Origin of the sequence: Marinomonas balearica (assembly GCF_004362145.1) — a bacterium.
Classification (GTDB): Bacteria; Pseudomonadota; Gammaproteobacteria; order Pseudomonadales; family Marinomonadaceae; genus Marinomonas; species Marinomonas balearica.
This window is the reverse complement of record NZ_SNXC01000001.1, coordinates 44,974-68,655: the sequence shown is the minus strand read 5'-3', so window position 1 is coordinate 68,655 and position 23,682 is coordinate 44,974. Positions and strand designations below refer to the sequence as shown.

Annotated in this window: 19 protein-coding genes and 1 riboswitch; of the genes, 11 read left to right on the top strand and 8 right to left on the bottom strand. The window is 41.8% G+C overall.

Going from position 1 to position 23,682, the window contains the following annotated elements:
* Nucleotides 1-180 precede the first annotated feature (180 nt).
* From hpxO to DFP79_RS00310, 3 genes are all read left to right on the top strand, one after another.
* Complete coding sequence (gene hpxO, locus DFP79_RS00320) at nt 181-1,335, top strand: FAD-dependent urate hydroxylase HpxO (RefSeq protein ID WP_133501848.1); 1,155 nt, start codon at nt 181-183, stop codon at nt 1,333-1,335.
* Between the two features lie 637 nt (nt 1,336-1,972).
* The gene (locus DFP79_RS00315) at nt 1,973-3,601 is read left to right on the top strand and encodes a methyl-accepting chemotaxis protein (protein WP_133501846.1); all 1,629 of its coding nucleotides are present in this window, start codon (nt 1,973-1,975) and stop codon (nt 3,599-3,601) included.
* A 24-nt stretch (nt 3,602-3,625) separates the two neighbouring features.
* Entirely contained in the window at nt 3,626-5,254 is a 1,629-nt protein-coding gene (locus DFP79_RS00310; RefSeq protein WP_133501844.1) for a methyl-accepting chemotaxis protein, read from the top strand.
* Between the two features lie 80 nt (nt 5,255-5,334).
* Here the strand turns inward: DFP79_RS00310 and DFP79_RS00305 are convergent, their stop codons facing one another.
* Nucleotides 5,335-6,375: a hypothetical protein gene (locus tag DFP79_RS00305; RefSeq protein WP_133501842.1), complete on the bottom strand. Its 1,041-nt coding sequence runs from the start codon at nt 6,373-6,375 to the stop codon at nt 5,335-5,337.
* 155 nt (nt 6,376-6,530) lie between these two features.
* On the opposite strand from DFP79_RS00305, the gene DFP79_RS00300 reads away from it, so the two are divergent.
* From DFP79_RS00300 to DFP79_RS00280, 5 genes are all read left to right on the top strand, one after another.
* On the top strand, nt 6,531-7,316 hold the full coding sequence (locus tag DFP79_RS00300) for an endo alpha-1,4 polygalactosaminidase (RefSeq protein ID WP_133501840.1): 786 nt from the start codon (nt 6,531-6,533) through the stop codon (nt 7,314-7,316).
* Between the two features lie 62 nt (nt 7,317-7,378).
* Nucleotides 7,379-8,263, top strand: coding sequence for a nuclear transport factor 2 family protein (locus tag DFP79_RS00295; protein WP_133501838.1), 885 nt, complete (start codon nt 7,379-7,381; stop codon nt 8,261-8,263).
* 28 nt (nt 8,264-8,291) lie between these two features.
* A complete protein-coding gene (locus DFP79_RS00290) occupies nt 8,292-8,798 on the top strand; it encodes a DNA-deoxyinosine glycosylase (RefSeq protein WP_133501836.1) in 507 nt (168 codons plus the stop codon).
* 125 nt (nt 8,799-8,923) lie between these two features.
* Nucleotides 8,924-10,000: a PA0069 family radical SAM protein gene (locus tag DFP79_RS00285; RefSeq protein WP_133501834.1), complete on the top strand. Its 1,077-nt coding sequence runs from the start codon at nt 8,924-8,926 to the stop codon at nt 9,998-10,000.
* A gap of 41 nt (nt 10,001-10,041) precedes the next feature.
* The gene (locus tag DFP79_RS00280) at nt 10,042-10,641 is read left to right on the top strand and encodes a DNA-3-methyladenine glycosylase I (RefSeq protein ID WP_133501832.1); all 600 of its coding nucleotides are present in this window, start codon (nt 10,042-10,044) and stop codon (nt 10,639-10,641) included.
* Nucleotides 10,642-10,677: 36 nt separating this feature from the next.
* Here DFP79_RS00280 and DFP79_RS00275 read toward each other — a convergent pair whose 3' ends face one another.
* Both DFP79_RS00275 and DFP79_RS00270 read right to left on the bottom strand, forming a co-directional pair.
* Entirely contained in the window at nt 10,678-12,024 is a 1,347-nt protein-coding gene (locus DFP79_RS00275; RefSeq protein WP_133501830.1) for a S41 family peptidase, read from the bottom strand.
* Nucleotides 12,025-12,132: 108 nt separating this feature from the next.
* Nucleotides 12,133-12,786, bottom strand: a complete 654-nt coding sequence (locus DFP79_RS00270) for a glutathione S-transferase family protein (protein ID WP_133501828.1) — start codon at nt 12,784-12,786, stop codon at nt 12,133-12,135.
* A 117-nt stretch (nt 12,787-12,903) separates the two neighbouring features.
* On the opposite strand from DFP79_RS00270, the gene DFP79_RS00265 reads away from it, so the two are divergent.
* Nucleotides 12,904-13,770 (top strand): LysR family transcriptional regulator, encoded by an 867-nt coding sequence (locus DFP79_RS00265; RefSeq protein ID WP_133501907.1) that lies wholly within the window; start codon nt 12,904-12,906, stop codon nt 13,768-13,770.
* Between the two features lie 281 nt (nt 13,771-14,051).
* On the opposite strand, the gene DFP79_RS00260 is transcribed toward DFP79_RS00265, so the two are convergent.
* Nucleotides 14,052-16,019 carry a methyl-accepting chemotaxis protein gene (locus tag DFP79_RS00260; protein ID WP_133501827.1) on the bottom strand — a complete coding sequence of 656 codons (1,968 nt, stop codon included), beginning with the start codon at nt 16,017-16,019 and terminating at the stop codon, nt 14,052-14,054.
* A 382-nt stretch (nt 16,020-16,401) separates the two neighbouring features.
* On the opposite strand from DFP79_RS00260, the gene DFP79_RS00255 reads away from it, so the two are divergent.
* Nucleotides 16,402-17,127: a sulfite exporter TauE/SafE family protein gene (locus DFP79_RS00255; RefSeq protein WP_133501825.1), complete on the top strand. Its 726-nt coding sequence runs from the start codon at nt 16,402-16,404 to the stop codon at nt 17,125-17,127.
* 27 nt (nt 17,128-17,154) lie between these two features.
* Here the strand turns inward: DFP79_RS00255 and rarD are convergent, their stop codons facing one another.
* A complete protein-coding gene (gene rarD / locus DFP79_RS00250; protein ID WP_133501823.1) occupies nt 17,155-18,039 on the bottom strand; it encodes an EamA family transporter RarD in 885 nt (294 codons plus the stop codon).
* 382 nt (nt 18,040-18,421) lie between these two features.
* Nucleotides 18,422-18,603, top strand: a riboswitch (FMN riboswitch).
* Between the two features lie 120 nt (nt 18,604-18,723).
* Here rarD and DFP79_RS00245 point away from each other — a divergent pair.
* The gene (locus DFP79_RS00245) at nt 18,724-19,659 is read left to right on the top strand and encodes a DMT family transporter (protein ID WP_133501821.1); all 936 of its coding nucleotides are present in this window, start codon (nt 18,724-18,726) and stop codon (nt 19,657-19,659) included.
* Between the two features lie 217 nt (nt 19,660-19,876).
* Here DFP79_RS00245 and DFP79_RS00240 read toward each other — a convergent pair whose 3' ends face one another.
* Genes DFP79_RS00240 through DFP79_RS00230 form a run of 3 tightly spaced genes read right to left on the bottom strand, consistent with a single transcriptional unit; the run spans nt 19,877 to nt 23,676 of the window.
* Entirely contained in the window at nt 19,877-20,980 is a 1,104-nt protein-coding gene (locus DFP79_RS00240; RefSeq protein WP_133501819.1) for an MBOAT family O-acyltransferase, read from the bottom strand.
* On the bottom strand, nt 20,973-21,863 hold the full coding sequence (locus DFP79_RS00235; RefSeq protein ID WP_133501817.1) for a hypothetical protein: 891 nt from the start codon (nt 21,861-21,863) through the stop codon (nt 20,973-20,975). The genes DFP79_RS00240 and DFP79_RS00235 overlap by 8 nt, the downstream gene beginning before the upstream one ends.
* A gap of 7 nt (nt 21,864-21,870) precedes the next feature.
* Nucleotides 21,871-23,676, bottom strand: coding sequence for an AMP-binding protein (locus tag DFP79_RS00230; protein ID WP_133501815.1), 1,806 nt, complete (start codon nt 23,674-23,676; stop codon nt 21,871-21,873).
* Nucleotides 23,677-23,682: the final 6 nt, after the last annotated feature.

Genomic DNA, 23,682 nt, shown 5'->3' with positions numbered 1-23,682 from the left:
TTCATAGAGACCTTTGCACGAAGTCACGAGCAAAGCCAAGACAAGGCAAAAATAGACGAAAAAGCGGAGTTTATACGTTATAAATGAGCATTTTAAGTCTCTTTTTAACACTGTATTGGAGAGCGTAGTAGTCGTGCAAAGGTCTCTCATAACAATACGAATTCGAAAGGAGTGCACATAATGAAAGCGTTAATTATTGGTGCTGGAATAGGTGGAGTAGCTGCTGCTGCCGCATTAAAACAACAAGGCATTGAATGTGAAATTTTTGAAGCGGTAAAGGAAGTAAGACCCGCCGGTGCTGCGATTTCAATTTGGTCCAATGGCGTAAAATGCATGAACCACCTAGGTATGGGCGACATTATGGATCGCCTAGGCGGACCGATGCATTACATGGCGTACAAGGACGGGCTAAGTAACAGCCTTATGACCCAATTTAGCCTTTCACCCCTTGTAGAGGCCGTTGGTGAACGCCCTTGTCCAGTATCCAGAACCGATTTACAAAGCCAAATGATCGACTGGTGGGGAAGACAAAACATTCATTTCGGAAAGCGCTTGGACTCCCTAGAGCAAACTGAGAGCGGCGTCATTGCGTACTTTACGGATGGCAGTTGCGCCGAAGGAGACTTTGTCGTTGCAGCAGACGGTACACACTCAAAAGCACGCAAACATGTATTAGGCTATGAAGTAGAACGACGTTACGCCGACTATGTAAATTGGAATGGCTTAGTCGATGTAGACGAGGAAATCGCCCCTCACAATCAGTGGACTATGTTTGTCGGTGAAGGTAAACGTGTTTCAATCATGCCGATCGCGAATAAACGCTTCTATTTCTTTTTCGATGTTCCGCTGCCACTCGGTTTAGCTGAAGACAGAACCACTGTGAAGCAAGATCTCAAACGCTATTTCAACGGATGGACGGCACCAGTACAAAAACTGATTGATGCAATTGATCCACAAACCACAAACCGCATTGAAATACACGACATCGAACCGTTCGATCAACTCGTAAATGGAAAGATTGCGCTATTGGGCGATTCTGCTCACAGCACGACACCCGACATTGGTCAAGGTGGCTGCTCTGCTCTTGAAGACGCCGTTGTATTAGGGCAATGCTTCGCGAAAACCACAGACATTGAGACTGCGCTCAAAGAATACGAAGCATTGCGTCGATTCCGAGTAAAAGACCTAGTGTTAAAAGCCAGAAAACGCTGTGATGTCACGCATGGGAAAAACATGACCGAAACTCAAGCGTGGTACGATGAGCTGAAAGAAGAATCCGGTGAAGGCATCATAAACGGCCTAAAAAACACCATTCTTGGTGGGCCATTGGCTTAATCTACGTAAAACAACAAAACATCAATCAGTTATAGAAGCAAAAAAAGGCCAACTCATGTTGGCCTTTTTTTGGATTAGAGATAACCGGAACCTGAAGGGTCGTTATAGTCATCAAAATATTCAGCCCCGGAGTTTGTTCTTCTCCAAAAAAAAGCTTCGTCGATCAACATCACTTACACGCAAGTACAAAAGAAATGAACTTTTTGAAGCACCATACATGCTATAAACCATGCTTATCGACTCCCCCTATCTCCTCTCTATTTAAAAACAACAACGAGTACGTTATTCGCTAATAATGCTGTATACCAACGCCGCGAATTGGGCGGTGAATTCGTAAACGTATTCTGAGCAAACACTGAGATCTTTGAGTCTAATTTTAGAAGTTCAAATACCAAAGCGTGTCAACAGCCCAATTACATAATGAAACACAAATATAACGATTTGCTTGCATTTCACCTTGTCAGAATTGAAATCCATGCCATCTTTAAACTTGTAATATTCTTGTTAGGCCTTGTTCCTTCAACGCTTTGATCAATAGCAATGCGTTCCCTTAGAACAAATGCAGTGACCTACAAAAACAACTCGTGACCACGTTGTAACTATCACGGCAATTCAAAGGATGAAAGAGGGATTTATAATGCAGGCATTATCGAGTATCCGCAGTCGCTATACTCTCGCTTTTAGTGGGTTGAGTGCGGTTTTTTTACTTGTTGTACTCACAACTCATGCACTGGTTACACACCTTCAAACAAACGTAGGTAAATACAGCTCAGGGCTGTCTCTTGTTCAAAATGCAGACCGAGATTTGTATCAGTCTCGCCTTGCTATGGCGTCGCTTTTATTTGCAGAAGCCAAGTTGACTGATGCAAACCGGAAAGAGCTGCAAGAGCAAGCGTATTCAAACGCACAACAAGCCTACGACCGTATGATATCGTTTATTGCACTGACCAAAGATATCAACGAGGTACAAAACACACTACGCGACTTTGAAACCCGGTACGAACGCTGGAACAGCGACTCAAACAGCATTTTAGATCACCTGAAAAAGGGGGAAGCAGACCTCGCAACCCTTCAATTTATCGACAGTAACGAACAACTCTTTCTTTCCTTACGAAGCCTTTATGACATCTCTGAAGAATTAATAGACAAACACGCTCATTTGGAAAAACAGGAAATTGACGCGTTCACAAATGCATTTAAAACGTCGGTTGCGGCGCTTGCGACAATCGTCCTACTTATTAGCGTAAGTTTGGCATGGTACGCACCGAGAAACATTTCTAACGCGATTAAACGTGTAACTACAGGAGTGGTAGAGATAAGCAAAGGCGATGGCGATTTAACAAAACGAATTAACAGCACCAAGTCAGATGAAACAGGTGAACTCAGTCGCGAACTCGATGGACTAGTATCCAAGCTCGGAAGCCTCATAGGTCAGGTACGTAAAGGCTGTGACCATATCCAATCAGAAATGTATTCGTTGGGAAAATCTGCAACACAATCCGCTCAATTGAGTGAAAGGCAAAACACTGCCTTGGATTTCGTGGTCACAGCGGTCGAGCAAATGGGTGGCGCAACCAGAGATGTCGCCCGAAACGCGTCCGAAACAGTGGATCAGGTCAACAATTTAACGCACTGTGCGGATCAAGGCACTGCGATGTTAGAAAGCTCTGTAGAACAACTTGCAGACTTATCACACCAAGTTTCCGATGCCGCCACCGTGATTAATAATCTCTCAGAGCATTCTGAACGCATTGCATCAGTATTAGACGTGATTCTGGGAATAGCGGAACAAACGAATTTGCTGGCACTTAATGCCGCAATTGAAGCCGCACGAGCAGGAGAGCAAGGTCGTGGATTCGCCGTGGTCGCTGACGAAGTACGTAACCTTGCGAGTAAAACCCAAAACTCCACCAGCGATATTCAATCCATGATCGATGATTTGCAATCAGGCGTTCGAGGAGCCGTCGTTGCCATTAATGAAAGTGTCCAAATGGCGAATTCTACTCAGGATTTATCGCAGGAAACCAAACAATCTATACTGGAAGTCAAGAAAGCGGCTGAGCAGATTTATGACATTACAACTCAAACAGCAAGCGCCACAGAGGAACAAAGTAAAGTAACGGATGAAATCAATGAAAACTTATCCATGTTATCCACTATGTCCAAGGAAGTACTCGACATATCGACAAAAGTGAGCCAATCGGTTCAAGAAACATTGTCGAATTCAGATGAGCTAGCAGGGCAAGTAAAACGATTTGTTGTTTAACACAAAAATTAAAGGATTATGACGATGGAAAACACACTTAATAGTATTCGAGGGCAATACACATTGGCTTTCGGTGCACTCACCACGCTATTTTTGATTCTGGTTATAAGTGCGTATCAACTCGTGAACTATTTGCAAAATAACATAAACAAATATTCTGAAAGCATTCTGTTGGTTCAAAATGCGGACAGAGACCTCTATCAATCAAGAGTCAGCTTAACGCATTTACTATTTTCTAAATCAGCCAGCGAACTCGATAAACAGCAATCGATGCAACGTATTTTTGACAATGCAAAGCAGGCGAAAGATAGAATGCAAAACTTTAGAGCGATCTCGTCTGACATTTCCAGCATTACACATCATCTAAATTCGTTCGACGTGCTGTTTAGATCATGGGAAAACGGCACCCGCGAGATTGTTGATCTTTATAATAAAGGAGAACTCAATCAAGCCTCTTTACTGTTCACGACGACAAACGCAAATGACTTCACCAACGTGAGAGCCAAGTACGACATTGCCGAACAGTTAATCGATCAATACTCACACCAAGAGCAAGAACGAATAAATACGGTAACGGATAATTTCAAACTTGGTATCGCAAGCTTTTCAGTCTTGGTGCTTATATCCAGTTTATTACTTGCCTGGTTTGCGCCCCGAAATATGTCTTCAGCCATCAAACGCGTGACTCAAGGTGTTAAGAATATCAGTCGTGGAGACGGCAACCTCACACAAAGAATCAATAATAAAAAGAAAGACGAAACCGGAGAACTGAGTCGGGAGCTGGATAACTTTGTCGCTAAGCTTGCCGGTATTATTCGAGAGGTACGCTACGGTACAGAGCATATTCGAGAGGAAATGGAATATTTAAACCAGACGTCAAATCAATCTGCCGAATTAAGTGAGCGACAGAATGAAACGTTGGAATTTATTGTTTCCGCAATAGAAGAAATGGCAGGGGCAACGCGAGATGTGGCTCACAATGCATCTGAAACGGTCAATCAAGTGAACATGCTTAACGATCGATCTGATGCTGGCCTTCAAATGCTAGACCGTTCTGCCGTTCAGCTAAATCAATTGTCAGCTCAAATTGACCACGCATACAATGTAATTCAATCTTTGTCTAAGCATTCTGAAAACATTGCTTCGGTTTTAGATGTCATCCTTAATATCGCAGAACAAACCAATTTACTTGCTTTAAATGCCGCGATAGAAGCAGCACGAGCCGGCGAACAAGGACGAGGGTTTGCAGTCGTCGCTGACGAAGTAAGACATTTAGCCAGTCAAACGCAGAACTCCACAGTCGATATTCAAGATATGATTACCAACCTCAAACAGGGCGTACGTGACGCGGATAACGTCGTAACCAAAAGCGTTTCGATGGTAAAGGAAACCGAATATCGATCTGAAATGGCTAAAAAATCGATAGACGAAGTTAAAAAATCAACGCTAGAAATTCATGATTTTACAGCTCAAACAGCCAGCACAACAGAGGAGCAAAGCCAAGTAACAGACGAAATCACCGAAAGCCTTACGACACTTGCGCATACCTCTAAAGAAGTGCTCGATATATCCCAAAAAATAAATAAGTCGGTTCAAGAAACGTTGACGAATTCGGATACGCTATCGGCTCAGGTAAAACGCTTTACTGTGTGAATTTCCTCAGTGCTTCTTTGATCTTTCGAGCCAGAAAGCGCTAGAGTAATTAAGGCTTAGAGAGACCTTTGCACGATTCATCATATAATCAGGTCAACATGCTGCATGCTGTCAACTGAGCCATTGTCTCTAACATACAAGCCGGTTTCACGAATGACTCCGGTTCTTTCACCTTTATCGTTAAAAAGACTAAAAGGCGTGTCGGATCGTTCTAATATGAAAGCTTCGATTCCAACATCTTTCAATGAAAGTAGCGTTTCATTGCCATTCTCATCGCGTTGGGTCAAAACAAGTTGATCAAACACCGAATCGAGTTCATCGATCATTCCATCGCCATTGTCGTCGTATTTAGCAAGATCCGCAAAGCCGCTTCCTGATTGAGGTCCAAAAAGCTCAGAACCATCGTCTATCATGCCATTACTGTTTTTATCTAATGCCAAAAAAGCGGAATCACCCGATGCAAAATGGATCTGATCTGTTTTTCCATCGCGATCTAAATCGAACCCTACTTTACTCTGGGTTAACTGAGCCATATTACCTCTTAGGTTCACGACAAGTGGGTCGGTCATCGCACCTGAGAGAATCATTTCTCCGTAATACGATTCATCACGGGTACGAGACATATCCAAATTAAAATCAACATTGATGCTATTCCCACTGCTCAATACAATCTCACCTTTGGCCCTAAAAGACGTATTCTCTTGCTCGTGAATTTGATGATATTCCTGTCGAACGCTCTCCACAGTTTGGTTTGATACACTGCCGACTGTAGTGCTCTCATTTGGGGACGATGACGGCATATTCTCTGCGTAGAGATCAATTTCTACATTGAACATTTTCTCGATTAACGTCAGCATTTTTTGATACTGAACCGACAATGTTTCAAGTGGATCTCCCTCTTCCGTCTCTCCTGAGGATTTTGACACCGATGAGACTTCCTGCGTCTGGCTCAGCATAGATTCTGAAACAGCACGGATATTGACCGCATTCGTATTTGATTCCGTTCGTTCTGATTCTTCCATTGAATCTCGATTTCTAACTCTCATAAACTCAATCTGATGCACCGTTTCATTTCGCACAAATGAACGACTCGATGACATACCCAAGTTCAGCGTCCCCATGGTTATCCCTCCACACTGGAATTTACGTTAGAAAAAATGCACTCTCACGTTCTTGTTTACGGCGGATAAATAGAGCAATTTAATATAGAATACGACATAGATGGTCGTACAAAAAACAACCAGAACTTATATCTGAACTCGGTTCGAGATTATGTATGTACTTTAAAAGTCTAATTGCACTTTTTTTCTTCGCCCCTTCTTACGGCATGGCGTTAAGCCACTTTCTGCCAAACATCAACGACACTTGGCAGTGGCAACTACAGGGAACATTAAACACGACCTATAAAGCAACAATCTATGACGTTGATTTGTTTGATACTTCTTGGAATTCCATCCGAGAATTACACGCAAAACGCCATAAAGTCATCTGCTATTTTTCGGCAGGTACATACGAAGATTGGCGTGAGGATAAAGCCCTGTTTGAACCAGAATACATTGGTAATTCGTTGGATAACTGGAAAGGAGAGCGCTGGGTAGACATACGAACCCGTCACATCAAAATGAGAATGATTGCGCGCCTAAACTTAGCGCAAAAAAAAGGATGTGATGGCGTGGAACCCGATAATGTTGATGGCTACCTACAAGATACCGGTTTTGACTTAACCTATAACGATCAAATTCAATTTAATCGCTTCCTTGCTGGAGAGGCGCATCAGAGAGGTTTGGCCATCGCGCTTAAAAACGATCTGAACCAAGTGCTCGACTTAGTGGATTATTTTGACTTTGCCGTAAATGAGCAATGCTTTGAATTCAATGAATGCAACAAACTCATGCCCTTTATCCAACAGAATAAACCTGTTTTCAATGCAGAATATAAGACAGAGTGGAGCAATAATGGTCCTTTGAATCAGCGTTTATGCGAACAAGCAAGAGCTCTGCGTATTCAGACCTTGGTATTGCCTCTAGCGCTCGATGATAGCTATCGTTATGCATGCCAATAAGCACAGTTTGACACATTAGAAATAATTTATCGGAGAAACCTCCAATGACGGAATCTAAGAATATGAAAACGAGTCCCCTTACGAAACTTAAATGGCTTGGTCTCGCGGCAATTAGCTCAGCCGTACTATTAACCGGTTGTGCCAGTACAGAACAGACACAGCCTCTGACAAATGAAGAAAAAGCCATTGCCGTTTTAGACAGTCTTGGGACAACAAATCAAGCTCCGCTAAAATACATTAGTGACGAGCAGTATATTCAACACAATCAATCTGCTCCCAGCGGCAAAGCGGGGTTGCTCAGCTTCCTAAGCAACTACCCAAAAGTAGAGGTAAAAGAAAGCAATGTGGTTCGATCTTTTACCGACCGAAACTATGTCATTGTGCATTCACATGTTAAAGGTTTTGATGGCGTGGTCTTTGATATTTTCAGGTTCGATGATGGTTTAATGGTTGAGCATTGGGACGCTATTCAGCCCAGTACAAAACCCAACGAAAGCGGCCATACTATGTATGATGGAACAACCAAAATCGCTGATCTGTCTAAAACGACTGAAAACAAAGCACTGGTTAAAGAAATGATAGACACGCTGTTTGTAAAAGGCGAGTTTGGTAAAGCCAGCCAATACATTAGCGAAGACACTTACATCCAACATAACCCTTGGTTTGGAGACGGCTTAGACACTCTTTTACAGGGTTTCAGCGCCATGGCTGCACAAGGGCAAACTCTCCAATACTACCAAGTTCATGCGATATTAGGCCAAGGCAACTTCGTATTGTCTGTAAGCGAAGGGGAGCTAAATGGAACACATACGGCTTTCTACGATTTATTTAGAGTCGAGGATGGAAAAGTCGTAGAACATTGGGATGTGCTTCAAAATGTACCGCCCTTCGAACAAAGAAAGAACAGTAACGGTATGTTTAATTTTCCCGCTTCAGCCATGCAATAGCGCCTAAATAAAAAGAGATCATCTCTACATGACCGTAAAACACAGCTTCAAGCCCGTTGTTCCCGCTGGAGCAATGATTTTAGTTCTTGGCTCGATGCCAGGAGAAGCCTCATTAGACAAACAGGCTTATTATGCTCATCCCCAAAACTTATTTTGGAAAATACCCGCGTCTTTACCGAATGCGCCCTCTCTTGAAAGCTACCTAGAGCGAATTGAATCGTTAGACCTTTATCGAGTAGCGCTTTGGGATGTTTTACAACAATGCCAACGCGAAGGTAGCTTAGATTCGAAAATAATTAAGTCGTCTGAAAAACCAAATGACATTGTGACGTTACTGAAACAAACACCGTCTCTGAAAAAAATATGTTTTAACGGCCAAAAAGCTTTTCAGTCATTCAAAAAGCACATTTTAAAAGCCGAAGCGGACTTTTTTAAACAGTACGAATTGGTAACGCTTCCCTCTACCAGCCCAGCTAACGCTTCCATCCCCAAAGAGATCAAATATGAAACTTGGATAAGAGAAGTTTGGACTTAGATCCTTTACATTTTTTAAAACAATTCCGTCGCTCCTCACAATCTGAAAAGCTTGCATAAGAAGCGCCATCAGACCTACTATACTGTATAAATAACCAGTCAAAATACAGTATAGTAGGTAATGTCGTGCCATCCGATTTAAAAACCTTCATTAAAGGCCGAGGCTCAAACAGCAACATCACAGGTCGCTTTGAAAAAACAGAGTCCTACCTTGATGATGAGTTTGCTTACGAAGCCACTTATGAAAACCTCATCCAAACGGAAGTTCGATATGAAACGGCCAAAAGCCTAATCACATCCAATAATTCTCCTGATGTGCCTTTTAAGCTGTCCATTAATCCTTATCGGGGCTGTGAGCACGGTTGTATTTATTGTTTTGCACGACCATCACACGCTTACATTGATTTATCGCCGGGATTGGACTTTGAAACCAAGTTAACGGCAAAAATTAACGCTCCAGATGTGTTCGAAAGAGAATTACGTAATGTACGCTATCAATGCCAACCCATTGCGCTTGGTATTAATACAGACGCATACCAACCGATAGAAAAGTCTCTCAAAATAACCCAATCATTACTCCAGATTGCGTATGAGTACAGGCAACCCGTGTCTCTGATTACCAAAAGCGCACTTATCCTGCGAGATTTGCCGCTTTTAGAGAAAATGGTGTCTGAAAACCTCGTACACGTAGCGATCAGCATCACAACACTAGACAACGACCTAAAACGCAAACTAGAACCCAGAACGGCATCTGGTCATACTCGCCTAAACCTAGTCAAAGCGCTTTCGGAGCGCCGAATTCCAACCACAGTACTTGCCGCACCCGTCATCCCTTTCGTTAACGACCACGAGCTCGAATCCATTGTTCATCAAAGCGCTGAGGCTGGCGCGCAGAGTGCGCACTATATAATGTTGAGATTACCTCATGAAGTCGCTCCGCTTTTCACAGACTGGCTGCATACTCACTTACCAGACCGAGCTGAGCACGTTCTCAACCGCATAAAAGACATGCATGCAGGACAACTTTATGACAGCCAATTTGGCAAACGCATGACGGGCGACGGCCTCTACGCAGACCTCATTCGCCAACGATTTAACATCACAATCAAAAAAGCGGGGCTGTCTGGAAAGCGCTTAACAGAGTTAGATTGCTCTCGATTTCGTATTCCGCCAAAGTCCGGCGATCAACTATCATTGATCTAACGCATTCATAGAGCCTAAGAACACTTATACGGAGAGACAAAATGACAACGTACACTGGTGAAGACAAGATTCAACGCTGTTCTTGGTGCTCAGCGACGGAACAATACACCCAATACCACGACACAGAATGGGGCTTTCCCGTCGATGATGATCGAAGGTTATTTGAAAAACTGTGTCTAGAGAGCTTTCAATCTGGATTAAGCTGGCGCACGATTCTCGAAAAGCGAGACAATTTCCGCAATGCCTTTGATAATTTTGAAATAGAGAAGATGGCGAGATACACAGAAAACGATGTCGAACGACTTGTTCAAGATGCAGGCATCATTCGACACAAAGGCAAGATCACCGCCGTAATCAACAACGCACAACGCGCCCAAGAACTGATTACAAAAGAAGGCTCACTTGCCGCCTATTTCTGGCGGTTTGAGCCAGAGGAAAAGTCGACATACGAAGCTGTTTCAACATCGGTGGAATCCACTGAGATATCCAAACAGCTCAAAAAAATGGGCTGGAAATTTGTTGGCCCCACAACCGTTTATTCATTCATGCAGGCCATGGGGTTGGTAAACGACCATCACCCTGACTGCCACCTAAAACCTAAAATCGACGCTATAAAAGCTCAATACAAACGTCCAACTTAAGCAAGAAACAACGTTTGATAGCGAGCTTTTATCCAGCTAGAAAAAGTCCTCTTTAAATTGCGAAGGCTCGCTCTTAATCATAAAAGCGGGCTCCGAACGCGCGGGGCGATTCACAAGATTACGAGACCTGAGCGCGGTGCAACTCCCCCCAGCCGATAACCGCAATGCTGTCGATAACAATGGATCACTCTCATCGCCAAATCGATGAGCATAGTCGTCATCAACTTCACAACTTGGTGATATTCCGTCAAAGTATCCGCCTTCGTTTTGAGAATTGGTGAGCTGGAACTCAATCGGAAATAGGATGTTGCCACAGAATGAGTGACCGTACATCCCAATGGGCTTACCACACGTTTTACCACCAACCACCTTCACATCAATAAAAGGCTTTAGACTGTTAATAACCAGTTCGCTTGCCGAACAGGTATTTGAGCTCGTTAACACATATAAAGTATTCAGATTGGCGACAGCATCACTAACTTCATTGTACTTAAAAGGACGACTAAAGTTCTCATTTGAGCGCTGAGCACTGAACATAAAGTTAGCAAAGGTCCGGCTTGATACTTGTTGGCCCGCAATTCGAGTTGCGAGGTGATTCGCTGTCAGAACTGAACCGCCGGGGTTCATTCGCAAATCTAAAATCAATGCATCGGCTTGATTCCTTTTGATTTGAGAAAATGCGGTTTTAAACTCTTCTTTGGAAGCCGACGAGAAGTTTTTATAAGCAAAATAAGCAACTTTGTTCGCACTGGTATCAAAAAACTTGAGATCATGAACGGTATTGGTCGAATAGGTTACCGGTATCAAAGAGACGGTATATTCACTGCTATCAGTCCTTCTAATTTTAAAAACATAGTCGTTCGGGTTGCCAAAGCCCTGTCTCACTTTTTCCCAAGAATCGTAGTTAAGTTCTTCTATTTTTTTTATGTATTCAGAGATCGTCATACCATCAATTTCGATAATTTCATCCCCTCGTACAACCCCGGCGGATCGAGCTGGAGAGTTTTCATCGGTATAGCGCACTATCAATATATCTTCACCGTTTTCTACCAACCACTTAAAATAGATACCTGTCGCTTTATATTCGTTATTCGACTGGGCATTATATTTCGCTTCCGTCGTTATATAACTGTATTTGTCGAACTCTCGATAACGAAGCGCATTTAGAAGCGTTTCTGGAGAAGAATAAGAAGACGAGTTGAGACCGTCGGGGATCGTCTCAGGCCAAAGGTAGTTTGTTTTCAATTTCTGGTAAACATACTCATTTTGATCAGGAATAGAGCAGCTTCCACCAGCAACAGATTCTGACCCGTCGTCACTTGAACCTCCATTGCACCCTAATAACGACAGCGTTGTGGCTACCAACACAGATCTAATCAGCATAATCCCTCATTTATTAACAATGACATCTTGTATGTAGTTGTCCATTTAATGACAATCACACACAAAATGTCAAAGTTTCGTCAGCACACGTAACTTAACGTCAGCTGCTCACTGGCTCAACGGCTCCCCCACTTCCTCAGAGTCAATAACACGCGTCTCATTCAGAGCCCCTTCAAGCCACTCTTGCATATGAGGCAGCGCCAACATGGTATCCAAATACGCCTTTGAAGCATCCGATAATGAAACGCCGTAGGTATTAAAACGGTACACTACTGGCGCAAAAAAGACGTCCGCCAAACTGATCTCTCCAAACAGAAACGTTCCAGTGTGTGATGACAATAATTCAGCCCATAAGTCGTCTATGTTCTTTACGTCTTTTTGCGCGGCCTCCGATAAAGTCAGAACCTTACGTGCACGGCAGTTCATCGGCATCTCACTTCTAAGTGCGGCATAACTCGAATGCATTTCAGCAACAACCGATCGGGCTTTCGCACGTTGTCCCTTATCAGACGGCCAGCCCGCTCCTTGGATACATTGCTCGTTTATGTATTCACATATGGACAGAGAGTCCCAAACACTGATGTCTCCGTCGACCAACACGGGGACTTTTTTGACCGGAGAGTATTTGGCTAACTCACTGTAGAATTCCTCACTGAAGAGCTCTAAGTTGATTTCCTCGAAGGGTACATTAAACAGCTTAAGCGCAAGCCAGCCACGTAAAGACCATGATGAGTAATTCTTATTGCCTATTATAAGTTTCATATTTTGTCCTTCACTTTTCTGTTGTTGACTCATGGTAGCTATTGTTTCAGGTTGCATTTTTGGCGACTAGCGAATACTTTTGATGGCTCCCATCAACATTGGTTATGGATTCAGCTTATGGATGTCGACACGCTACGTAGCTTTATTGCTTTCGTTGATACAGGCAGCTTTACACGCGCAGCAAAGCAAACATTTCGTACTCAAAGCGCAATCAGCATGCAGATGAAAAAGCTGGAAGAAGAGGCGGGGCATAACCTATTTGTTAAGGAAGGTCGTAATCTGGCTTTAACAGAGCAAGGCCAGCAGCTTGTCAGCTACGCAAGAAGAATCCTTACATTACACGATGAAGCACTGGCCAATTTTTCTAGCAACCGCATTCAGCCGCCTTTGGTGATAGGATGTCCCGATGATTACGCTGAATCCGTTTTACCTTCCGTTATTGAAAAAATTCGTACTTACTTACCTGAACTCAATATTAGAATTGTGTGTGATTGCTCGACCGAACTGCGTAGAAAACTGGATGCAGGTACGGTTGATATCGCCATACTCACTCGCTCTCCTGAGGCTGAAGAAGGCTATCTTATACGGCACGATTCCGGTGTATGGGTTGCTGGAGAGGCATTCGAATTTAAAGATTCCGAAGCAATACCGCTTATTCTTTATGAACCAGATTGCAAATTTCACAGCTCCGCAATTGACGGCCTAGAAAAGCAAGGTCGCGATTACCGAATACTCTGTAGCACGGCGAGCGCAACGGCAATCAAAGCGTTGTTGCGAAAAAATTTAGCGATCAGTGCAATGGCCGTTTCGAGCACGGATTCTCAATTGGTCATTTTAGAAAAGAATAACTTACCTCAACTGCCTTCGGTCGATATTGTTATGGCTATTGCTCCGATTCCTCATGCACTGTTTGGAACCCATATGGCGGCTAAAATTTGTCAGGAGCTTTTCAACGCAAAAGACAATCAATCATCTGAATATTAAAATCGTTAGCCGCATATTGATCGTCTTGTAAATCATAAAAAAATAAGATGAGGCAGAGATAATCCCCATTCACACCGAATGAATTACTAACAGACATTTATGTCGCCGTTGAGCAAACATAACCTCACTTTGCGATGTGCAATCGCGGCTCGATAACCCGCTTTATACTATAAAAAAAGATCTAACATAAAAAGAGCCACTCTCGGTCTTAATGAGAAATGGCTCTTTTAAAGTCTTCGTTTCCTACTTATTTGAGCAACTGAACGTTACTCTTTTTTAAGTTACTCTGTTTTAAATTTGGAAACCAATGTATGGATTTCTCGACTTAGCCCATCTTGTTGTTGACTTAATTCCGCGACGTCGCCAGACAAGTTTGAGATGGTATTTGCAGAATCACTAATCGATAAAATATTCTCGTTGATTCCTTCTGTCACCAGACGCTGCTCTTCCGCAGAAGCCGCCGTTTGCATCGTCATATCCCGCATCTGTTTCACTACTTCTTCAATTTGATCAAACGCATCCAGTGCTTGAGTTGACAATTCAATTGCGCTTTCAGACTCAGTCAAGCTCGACACCATCGCGGACGATGCTTCTTTCGTACGATCAGACAACAGCCCTAATATGCTGGCAATTTGTTCCGTCGAATCCTGAGTACGTTTCGCTAATCCGCGCACTTCGTCAGCAACAACAGCAAAACCTCGACCTTGCTCGCCAGCCCTTGCCGCTTCGATTGCGGCATTGAGCGCAAGCAAATTTGTCTGTTCCGCAATATCCTGAATAGTAGAAAGAATCTGATTAATGTTACCCGTCTCTTTTTCAAGCTCACTGATAACCACATTCGATTCTTTTAGTTTGTCGCCCAATCGTTGAACACCTAACGAACTGCCTTCAATCAGTTTTTTACCTGAGACGGTTGTTTCTAACCCTTGATCAGAAAAACGTGCGGTGTTTTCACAGTTTTCCGCCGCCTCATTTGCTGCAATGACCATCTCTCTACCGGCTGATGCAATTTGATCAATCGATTCAAGCTGAACAGTGGTTGAGCTCGCAACTTCTTGTGCTTTATTGGCCATTTCCGATGCGACACTATCCATTTGAACCGTCGACTGTTTAATGGATAAAATGAGATTACAGGTACTCTCAATAAACTGATTAAACCAATTCGATAAGATGCCTGTTTCATCTTTGGAATCGGTATTGATTCGTGCGGTAAGATCCCCTTCGCCTTCTGCAATAACTTGCAAATGGCCTGAGACCGATTCAATCGGTTTGATTATGCGTTTAGCCATAACATACGCAAGACTCAGCAGTACAAGTAACAACACAATACTGACGATGACCGTCGTGTTGATCAAATTTATCGTTGTCGCCAGAATCTCTGATTTAGGAACAATACCAACGAATTTCCAACCAAGATCCGGTGAAATCACAACATTTGCGTAATAGTCTGTTCCCTTAATATTCACCTCTACAACACCTTCAGAAGTCTTAGCGATTTTTTGGTACGCCTCCCCTTCCAGTTCAGAAATGGTTTTGAAACCATTGTCTGGTTCCAGTACATCTACGAGAATCTTACCCGTATCCTCAATAACCATGACTGTACCGTGTTCACCTAACTTAGTTTTGGAGGCCATATCAGTAAGTGTTTTAATTGAAACGTCGACCGCAATTACGCCGCCGAACGAGTTCCCTTTGTTATAAGAACGTACTGCAGAAATATAAATGGCATCATCGGGTTCCCAGTAATAGGATTCTCGCAATAACGTTTGATCTCGCTTTTTCTCAGCTAATTGATACCAAGGTCTGCTTTTTGGGTGCCACTCTGAATAACCATAAGTACCAGGCCACTCCATATAGCCATCCGTACTGTCACCCGCATAAATATAAACAAAGTTTGGATTGGTTGTTCCAATGGCTTCAAACAGTTGGAAGAGATCACGCTCTCTCCCCCCTTTGATGACGGACACTTCTTGAGGAGCTTTGCCCTTTTTCTCAAAATAGGTGGTTAATGGCTGTGCGTTTGGGTCATTGACCGTTTTATTGGCAACCAAAAAATCAACGACGTACTTAATATCGTCCATAAATAAGCTGAAAGAACGTTCCACGGCCGTAACCGTTTGTTCGCTGCTTTCTTCAAACGACTTCAATGCGCTTTTGGTTGCGAGGTGGGCAGTAATAACGCAAATTAATACCGCAGGGAGAAGTATTGCGACCGAAAAAGCCGCAATCAATTTAGTCTTTATTTTCATGTGGAACCTACTATTAATTTTTTATTGCGGCTAGTCTTTGAATTACTTAAATTACCCATGTAATTCCTGCTGCCTTATTAAGTATTTTCACGAAAAGACTCTTTAAATATTGAGATGCTCTAAGTACGTCCTGAACTGAACATATCTATAGAAAAAGATCGTGCTGACAATTATATTCATACGGATCGGCTGAAAAATATCAAGATTTTTTTTGTAAACAGTTTGTTTATTAAAGCGAATTTTGAGATTGTTTAGACCTACAACTAGATAGCATTTTCTATGAATGTGAAAATAAACATCACCATTACAGCTTCCCTAACGAATTAGCGTAAGATAAATATAGACTCTGCCGCACAACTCATCTACTAAACAAGAGTGCCCTATGGATGTTACAGTTTTAATATTATTGATCGCTGGCTTAATTACTGGCTTTTCTAAGTTCTCAGTGGGCGGTATGGGAATGCTGGTATTGCCAATAATAATGATTGCGTTTCCCGGGCAAGAAGCCTTAGCGGTAATGTTGCCGCTCTATATAGTCACCGATTTCATGGCGATTTACAGTTACCGAAAGCACATAAAATGGACTGTTCTATTACGACTAATGCCTCTCGCATTTTTGGGAGTCCTAGTGGGTGCCAGTGTATTATCTAGCCTTGACGCAACGCAATTTATGACGATCTTAGGCATAGTCATCCTCAGTATGCTGGCGTTGGGCGTTTACCTTGAAATGCGACCCGCAACCTTTATGCAATCTACTTGGGCGGCTTATGTTATGGGGTTTCTAGGAGGCTCCGTAAGCATGATAGCTAATGCCGCTGGACCCATATACAGTTTGTATTTTTTAGAACAAAAACTCAGCAAAGAAAGCTATGTCAGCACCCGAGCTTGGGCCTTTTTCCTAATCAATTTATCCAAACTCCCTATGTATTTTTTCCTAGGCCTGTTTACTCACGAAAGCCTGCAAGCGAGCATCTACGCGTTACCCGGTTTAGCGATTGGGATCTGGATAGGTTACCACTTCCTCAAGCGAGTAAAGCCGCATCACTTCAAGTGGGTAATACGGATTTTATCGGCTATGGCCGCCTTTAAACTCTTTGTGTTGTCGTAGTGGTTACGAATGTACAGTGGTGACGAATTAACGTGAGGATTTACGTAGTTTTCTGAGTGTATCGAGGATAAGCAAAGCCAACGCTCCCCAAATTAAGGCAAAGGTCGTGAGTTTTTCTGTACCTAGAGGCTCACCATAAACAAAGACCGCCAAAATAAACATGCCTGTGGGCCCTATGTATTGCATGAACCCTAATGTGACTAGGCTCACTCTATTTGCCGCAGTCGCAAATAACATAAGAGGAACCATGGTTATGGGGCCAGAAGCAAATAACAACCAGTTCACATCAAATGAGTTTTCGAATATGTTAGACGTTGGCGTCTGAACCGACATTAAATAGATTAACGCAAACGGTAAAAGCAGCAAGGTCTCAAGCGCCATACCGGTAACACTGTCGACTGCAATTTTCTTCCTTACCAACCCATAGAAACCAAAGGTAGATGCAAGAACTAACGCAACCCAAGGCAGAGAACCAAAATTAATCACCTCCAATAAAACGGCAATAAAACAAAGCGCACAAGCACCTTGTTTAACTCTATCGAGCTTATCCTTGAAAAAGACAACCCCGAGCAGAATACTGATTAAAGGATTAATGTAGTATCCAAGGCTTGCACTGAGCATTTTATTGGCGTTAATGGCCCAAATAAACGTTCCCCAATTCACAGCAATCAAGACCGTTGATGCCATCAAAGCCATAACCGCACTTTTCGACGTAAGCACCCTCTTAAATTCAGTCCACTTTCGCATTCCAGCAATCAGTATAAAAACCAATAGACAGGACCAAATAATACGATTTGCAAGAATTTCCGTCGCAGGAACAAAGGACATCAGCTTAAAATACATTGGAGCAATCGCCCACAATGTAAAAGCACTAAATGCGCAAAATAGTCCGGCTTTAGATGACGACATCATGTTCCCTTTCCTTAGTCTGTATCGGGTAGGTATAGCAGTAACGCGCGAGTTTAAAGACTCAACCTTTTATTAACAACCTAAATTTTCACAGCGATTTTTATTCAACTCTCATATTTCAATGCTGTTGGCCACATAATCAATTATTCGCTACAACCTTACTGCTCTAGGCTTGATGTTCATATAAGAAAAACAACAAAAACGGGAGAATGTTTCATGCAAGTAAGTGACTACTCTGGGATCGATTTATGACAATTAGAGCCCGTCAAATAGACCATTTATTTGACGAGCATCTTGAAAATCCCGTTTTCTTCTTACTTTTTGCCTTATTGCTCTTGTTTTGACCAATTGACCAAGATAAATTTAATACCTAGGTATATTTAAAATCGAACTTCGGGGCGGGGTGAAATTCCCCACCGGCGGTAACTTGAAATAATGCTCTCCTTAAAGAGTGTCATATTAAGAAGCCCGCGAGCGCCTTTTCTTACGATGTCGTGAAAAAAGGGTCAAGCAGATTTGGTGTGAATCCAAAGCCGACGGTTACAGTCCGGATGAAAGAAGATCGACTGAGCAATGGCACGATGAATCCGTTCATCGTGTGGCAAACTGTTTGTTTTTCACTCCTTTGCTTGGCAATGATTCAATCATCGACCCTGTTCATCTTATGACTAATGGAGACATAATTAGATGACAGGCACTTTCTTTATCATCGCGGCGTGTTTCACGTGGGCTTTAGATACGTTAATTCGTTACCCGCTACTGGAGCGTGGGTACAGCACACTCCAAATCGTATTAATCGAACACCTTACGTTGGTGCTCATTACCGCACCTCTGCTTATTCGTTATAGAAAGCATTACTTTAGGCTTTCAACCAAATCTTTTGCGAGTTTGTTTTTTATTGGCGGCGTTGGCTCTGCCATCGGTACTTTGGCGTTTACACAAGCGTTTCAGTATCTCAATCCGACGGTGGTAATACTGCTGCAAAAGCTTCAGCCTATTGTGGCGATCTTATTGGCGTACTGGCTATTAAAAGAAAATATTCAATCGCACTTCATACGATGGGCGGGCGTCATACTGCTTGGCAGTTTTATTATGATGTGGCCGGACATTCGTTTGCTTAATACAGGCAATTTGCATTACAGCCCAGATCAAAATGAGTTTCTAAAAGGATATGGTTATACACTGATCGCCGTCTTTGCTTGGGGATCATCAACCGTATGCGGGAAATACTTATCGATGCAGGCGCTCCCTGCAAATGCAATCCTGTCTGGGCGCTTCTTCTCTGGATTAATCGTACTGATACTTTTTGCCTTTTCTGCCCCAGAAAGCTTACAGAGCATTCAAACCGCAGACCTTAGCTTAACGGTTGTCATGGCATTGCTAAGCGGATTAATTGGTATGTGGCTCTATTATCAGGGACTCAAGACGTTACCAGCACAAATGGCAACCTTAGCCGAACTCACTTTTCCAGTCTTCGCAGCGGCGATTAATTGGGTATTTTTGGATATGTCCTTATCTCTTTACCAAGTGGCGGGCGCAACGCTTTTGATCGCAGGTAATATAGGACTGAGGATGGTTGAGGAAGCAAGAACCCGACAGTCGGTCCAACAACAAACTGCTTAAAAGCACGTTAGAAAAGAGTTTGAAATTTTTATATTTTCACTCAAACTCTTTTCTAGTAATTCCAATATATGAAATCGGCAGATTCTGTATTGAGAGCATAAAGAATCATCAGCACCAACAAATATAACCAAACGCCTTTTATAAATTGCTTTACATTATTGGGTAAAGCTCGATCGATCAATCCAAAAAAGCGGTACATAAGAACCTCACTGAGTAATCAATACAACCCATCATAAAATAGGCCTATAAAAACAGACGCATTTATAAGGTAGAATATTGTTAATGCTCTCGTAAATGAAGACCACCAAAATCGTTGCCTTAGATACTCCACAATTTCATTGTCTTGTTTCATATAGAGTCGACATAATGTTATACCTATTGCATGATAGATACCCCAAAAAATATAATACAAGCTCGACTCGTGCCAAAGCCCCATGGTAACCATTGAAAGGCTAATCGCTATAAATAAATTTCGAGTAATAAGTAAGGCAGGCGTGAACACATAATCCTTACACCAAGACGATAAGGAAATATGCCAACGTTTCCAGAAATCGACTAAGCTTTTTGAACTTAGCGGACGGTTAAAGTTCTCAGAAACTTTTATCCCAATGCACAGCGAGAAACCTATTGCGACATCAGACCAACCACTAAATTGAGCATACAAATAGGCCCAGTCAGCCAAAGACACAAGCCAAGAATGCAAAATACTCTCTTGATTAGGGAGTTGAGTAAGATAAGACTGAATTTTATGTTCAATCAGATAATTACCTAATACCGTTACTTTTGCATACCCATATATGATTCGCTCAATCCCTTTAGAAATTTGATCAAAATCTAAGCTTCTTCGCTGAATCTCTCTTTCAAACTCATGATATCGATTGATCGGCCCCGCAATCATAACGGGAAGAAAACTTTGATAATACCAAAAAGTAACAATATTTTTTCTCACATTACCTTTGTAAGATTCGACTAAATAATGAACATCACGACAGGTAAAATACGCAACACCCAATACCGAAAAGCTCCCTCCTAATCCAAGATCAACACTGTGCTCTTGAAGAAAGCGCAACAACAAAAACTGAGAGATGCAGTACCCAACACCCAATAGAACCCAATGCCCTTTCTGGCTTTTCGCATGACTTATTAGATACACTAGACAAGCACTAATAGACATTGCGACAAACGCATAGGGAGCGAACCATAAAACAAATAAATTACCTAAAAGAGACACCGCAGGAAGCTGAGTTTTCTTAGGAAGAGACCATGCTATTAAGGACATGATGACTAAAGCGATGAAGTGATAGAAGTGAAAACTAGTCATGTGATTGAGTATACTGAGACAGTCGGTCTATAAACCAGTTCGTTGATATTTGGCGACCTTCACTGTTTAAATGTGAAAAATCCAAATAGTATTTTTCATCTAAATTCGCAGGAAAACGCCAATACGATACACCCGTTTCGCTTTTTAGCTCTTCTAACGATTGTGAAAGGACTTCTAGTTTCTGCTCTCCTAAATAACGATTTGCCAGTTTTGAACGCCCCATTTCAATGAAGATAACTTTAGTTCCTTGCGCCTTTAAAGCTTCTATAAAATCATATAAATATGGGATCTCTTCATAGCTCTTTAGCCTCGGGAACCAGTCAGAATAAGTATTTTTCAATTTCCTATCAATATCAAACTTTTTTTGTTCGGTGACACAACTTCCAGGTGATGGATAGTTTTCTTTTTCTTCAACTTCTCCTTGATAAAAAAACTCATCAAGAAACATTTCTTTTATTGATATTATTAACTGTCTGTACTGATTTAGATAATCAGAGACAACACTATCAGTCCCAGAATAGTCAATAAAATAGTCTACATGCAAGTAAATAACGTCCGGTTTAAATGCTAGAATCTCATCAATTATTTTGCTAAAAGGAAGAGGATCAAAACCCGGCTTTGTAAACCTAAAAAAATCGTAATTCAAACCTTTTTCATTTAACTCAAACTCAAGTTCATCATCATAATAAAAACCACACTTAATTAAGGAAGTTCCCACTAAAAAAACACTAGGACTTTCTTTTTTAATACTTAGCCTATTAATATTGTAAAATTCGGATGCATTATCATTTTTAAAAAGAAAAACACTCCCCATTATAAAAACGGTAAGAAATGAACATATAAAAATAACGAGCCATGCTTCAATCGACAACGTATTCTTCATAATAAAGCTATAACCCTTTATAAGCTATTTGCCAAAGATCGTTTAATGATGTAATAGAAACGACATCTTGGTTAGACAGTTTAAAGCCAATAGCACTCTCAACTGAGACAATAATATTTAAATGGGCTAAAGAATCCCAAGATGGCAGATCTTGTGACGACGTAGACAACGAAAGGACATTTTTATCGACATTAAGCTCTTTTGACACTAAAGAAAAAAATGCATCGAGGTCTAGTATTTCCTCTTTCTTATGCTTATTTCTTGAATGACTTATGATATTTTTTAGTTCAGCTAGGATCACTTTCCCAGAATCACCTACCGGAAGTTGATCGACAATAAAAAGATCTTTTGGGACTTTGTAATGCTCTAAAAAATTCGGAAGCTTCCTTAATAGCGAATCCTTTGTTTCGCTTACACCTGCTTTTAATACAGCAAAACTTGTCACTGTTTCTTGCAGGTCAGGGTGCGGCTCACCGACAGTGGCGGCTTCAGCTACTCCCTCTATTTTTAACAGTGCTTCATTTACCTCTGCTGGATGGATATTAAAGCCACCTGAAATGATAAGCTCCTTGGCTCTTCCTGAAATAAAGAGAAAGCCTTCTTCGTCTCTATAGCCCAGATCCCCTGTGAGAAACCATTCATCCTTCACCGCTGCTTCCGTCGCCTGAACGTTGTTGAGGTAACCTTCAAAAACGTTATCTCCTTTAAGAAGAATTTCTCCCTCGATGTTTTTGGGCAGCTCAGCTCCTTCTTTTGAAACAATTTTCACGTCCATATCAACCGGAACACCAACACTTCCAGTCTTATAGGTACTATCATTAGGGCCACAAAATACCCCTCCAGCGACCGTTTCCGTCAAGCCATATACATTACACACTCTTGTTTTAAAGCGTTGCTCTACTCGTTTCCATAAGTCTTTATTTAAGGCTCCAGCGACACTCAAAAGGTGTTGAAAAAAGCGTGTGTCAAAATAATCGTTATAACTTGCAAATCGATCCATAAAACTCAATATCGTCGGCACGGTAATCATATGAGTAATTTGTTCACGATGTATACTATTCAGGAAGTATTCCAGCTTTTGTAAATCAGTACTACAGGGCCGATATAGAGAGCAAGCGTAATAAAGTGCCAGTACCGGACCTTGTATCATTCCATCGGCATGCGAAAGAGTTAAGTTGTTTAATATGCGGCTATCTGCATTGTAACTAAACTGCTTACCCAGTGTTTCAAGGTGAGAAAACAAGTTCTTATAGGTTATTTTGACGCCTTTAGGTGACGATGTAGTACCCGATGTAAAATTAACAAATGCCAAATTATCAGACATCGCGCTCAAGTTCGGCTCTTCCGCTTCGAATGCTTCAAACATAGACAGGTCTGGAGAGTTATCTCGATTAATAAAACGAGATAACAATGAGCCTTTAGTAGTAGTCGCTTTTTTATCTTTGATTTTGAAATATGGAAAACTAGCTTCACTAAAAGCCGTAAGGTTTTCGTCTAAGATGATTAAATCTGGTTGATAGGTCTCTAATATACTTTGAGCACGATGAGAACTTATATCAGTGGGAAGTACTGCTGAAGAAATGCCGTTCAGTAAAGAGGATAAAACGCTAAAAACAACGATATCCTCTCTGTCACTGCATATTAATATGCGATGGCCTTTTTCCAGACAATGAAATCTGAAAAAACCAGATAACTTACGTATAGAAAGGGTCACTTCTTGATAGTTAAAATGGCGCGCTTCAAACTTTATAAATGTCTTCTTTTTGTTACTTTCAGAGGATAAATTTTGATATATATCGTTAAGTGTTTTCATTGTCAC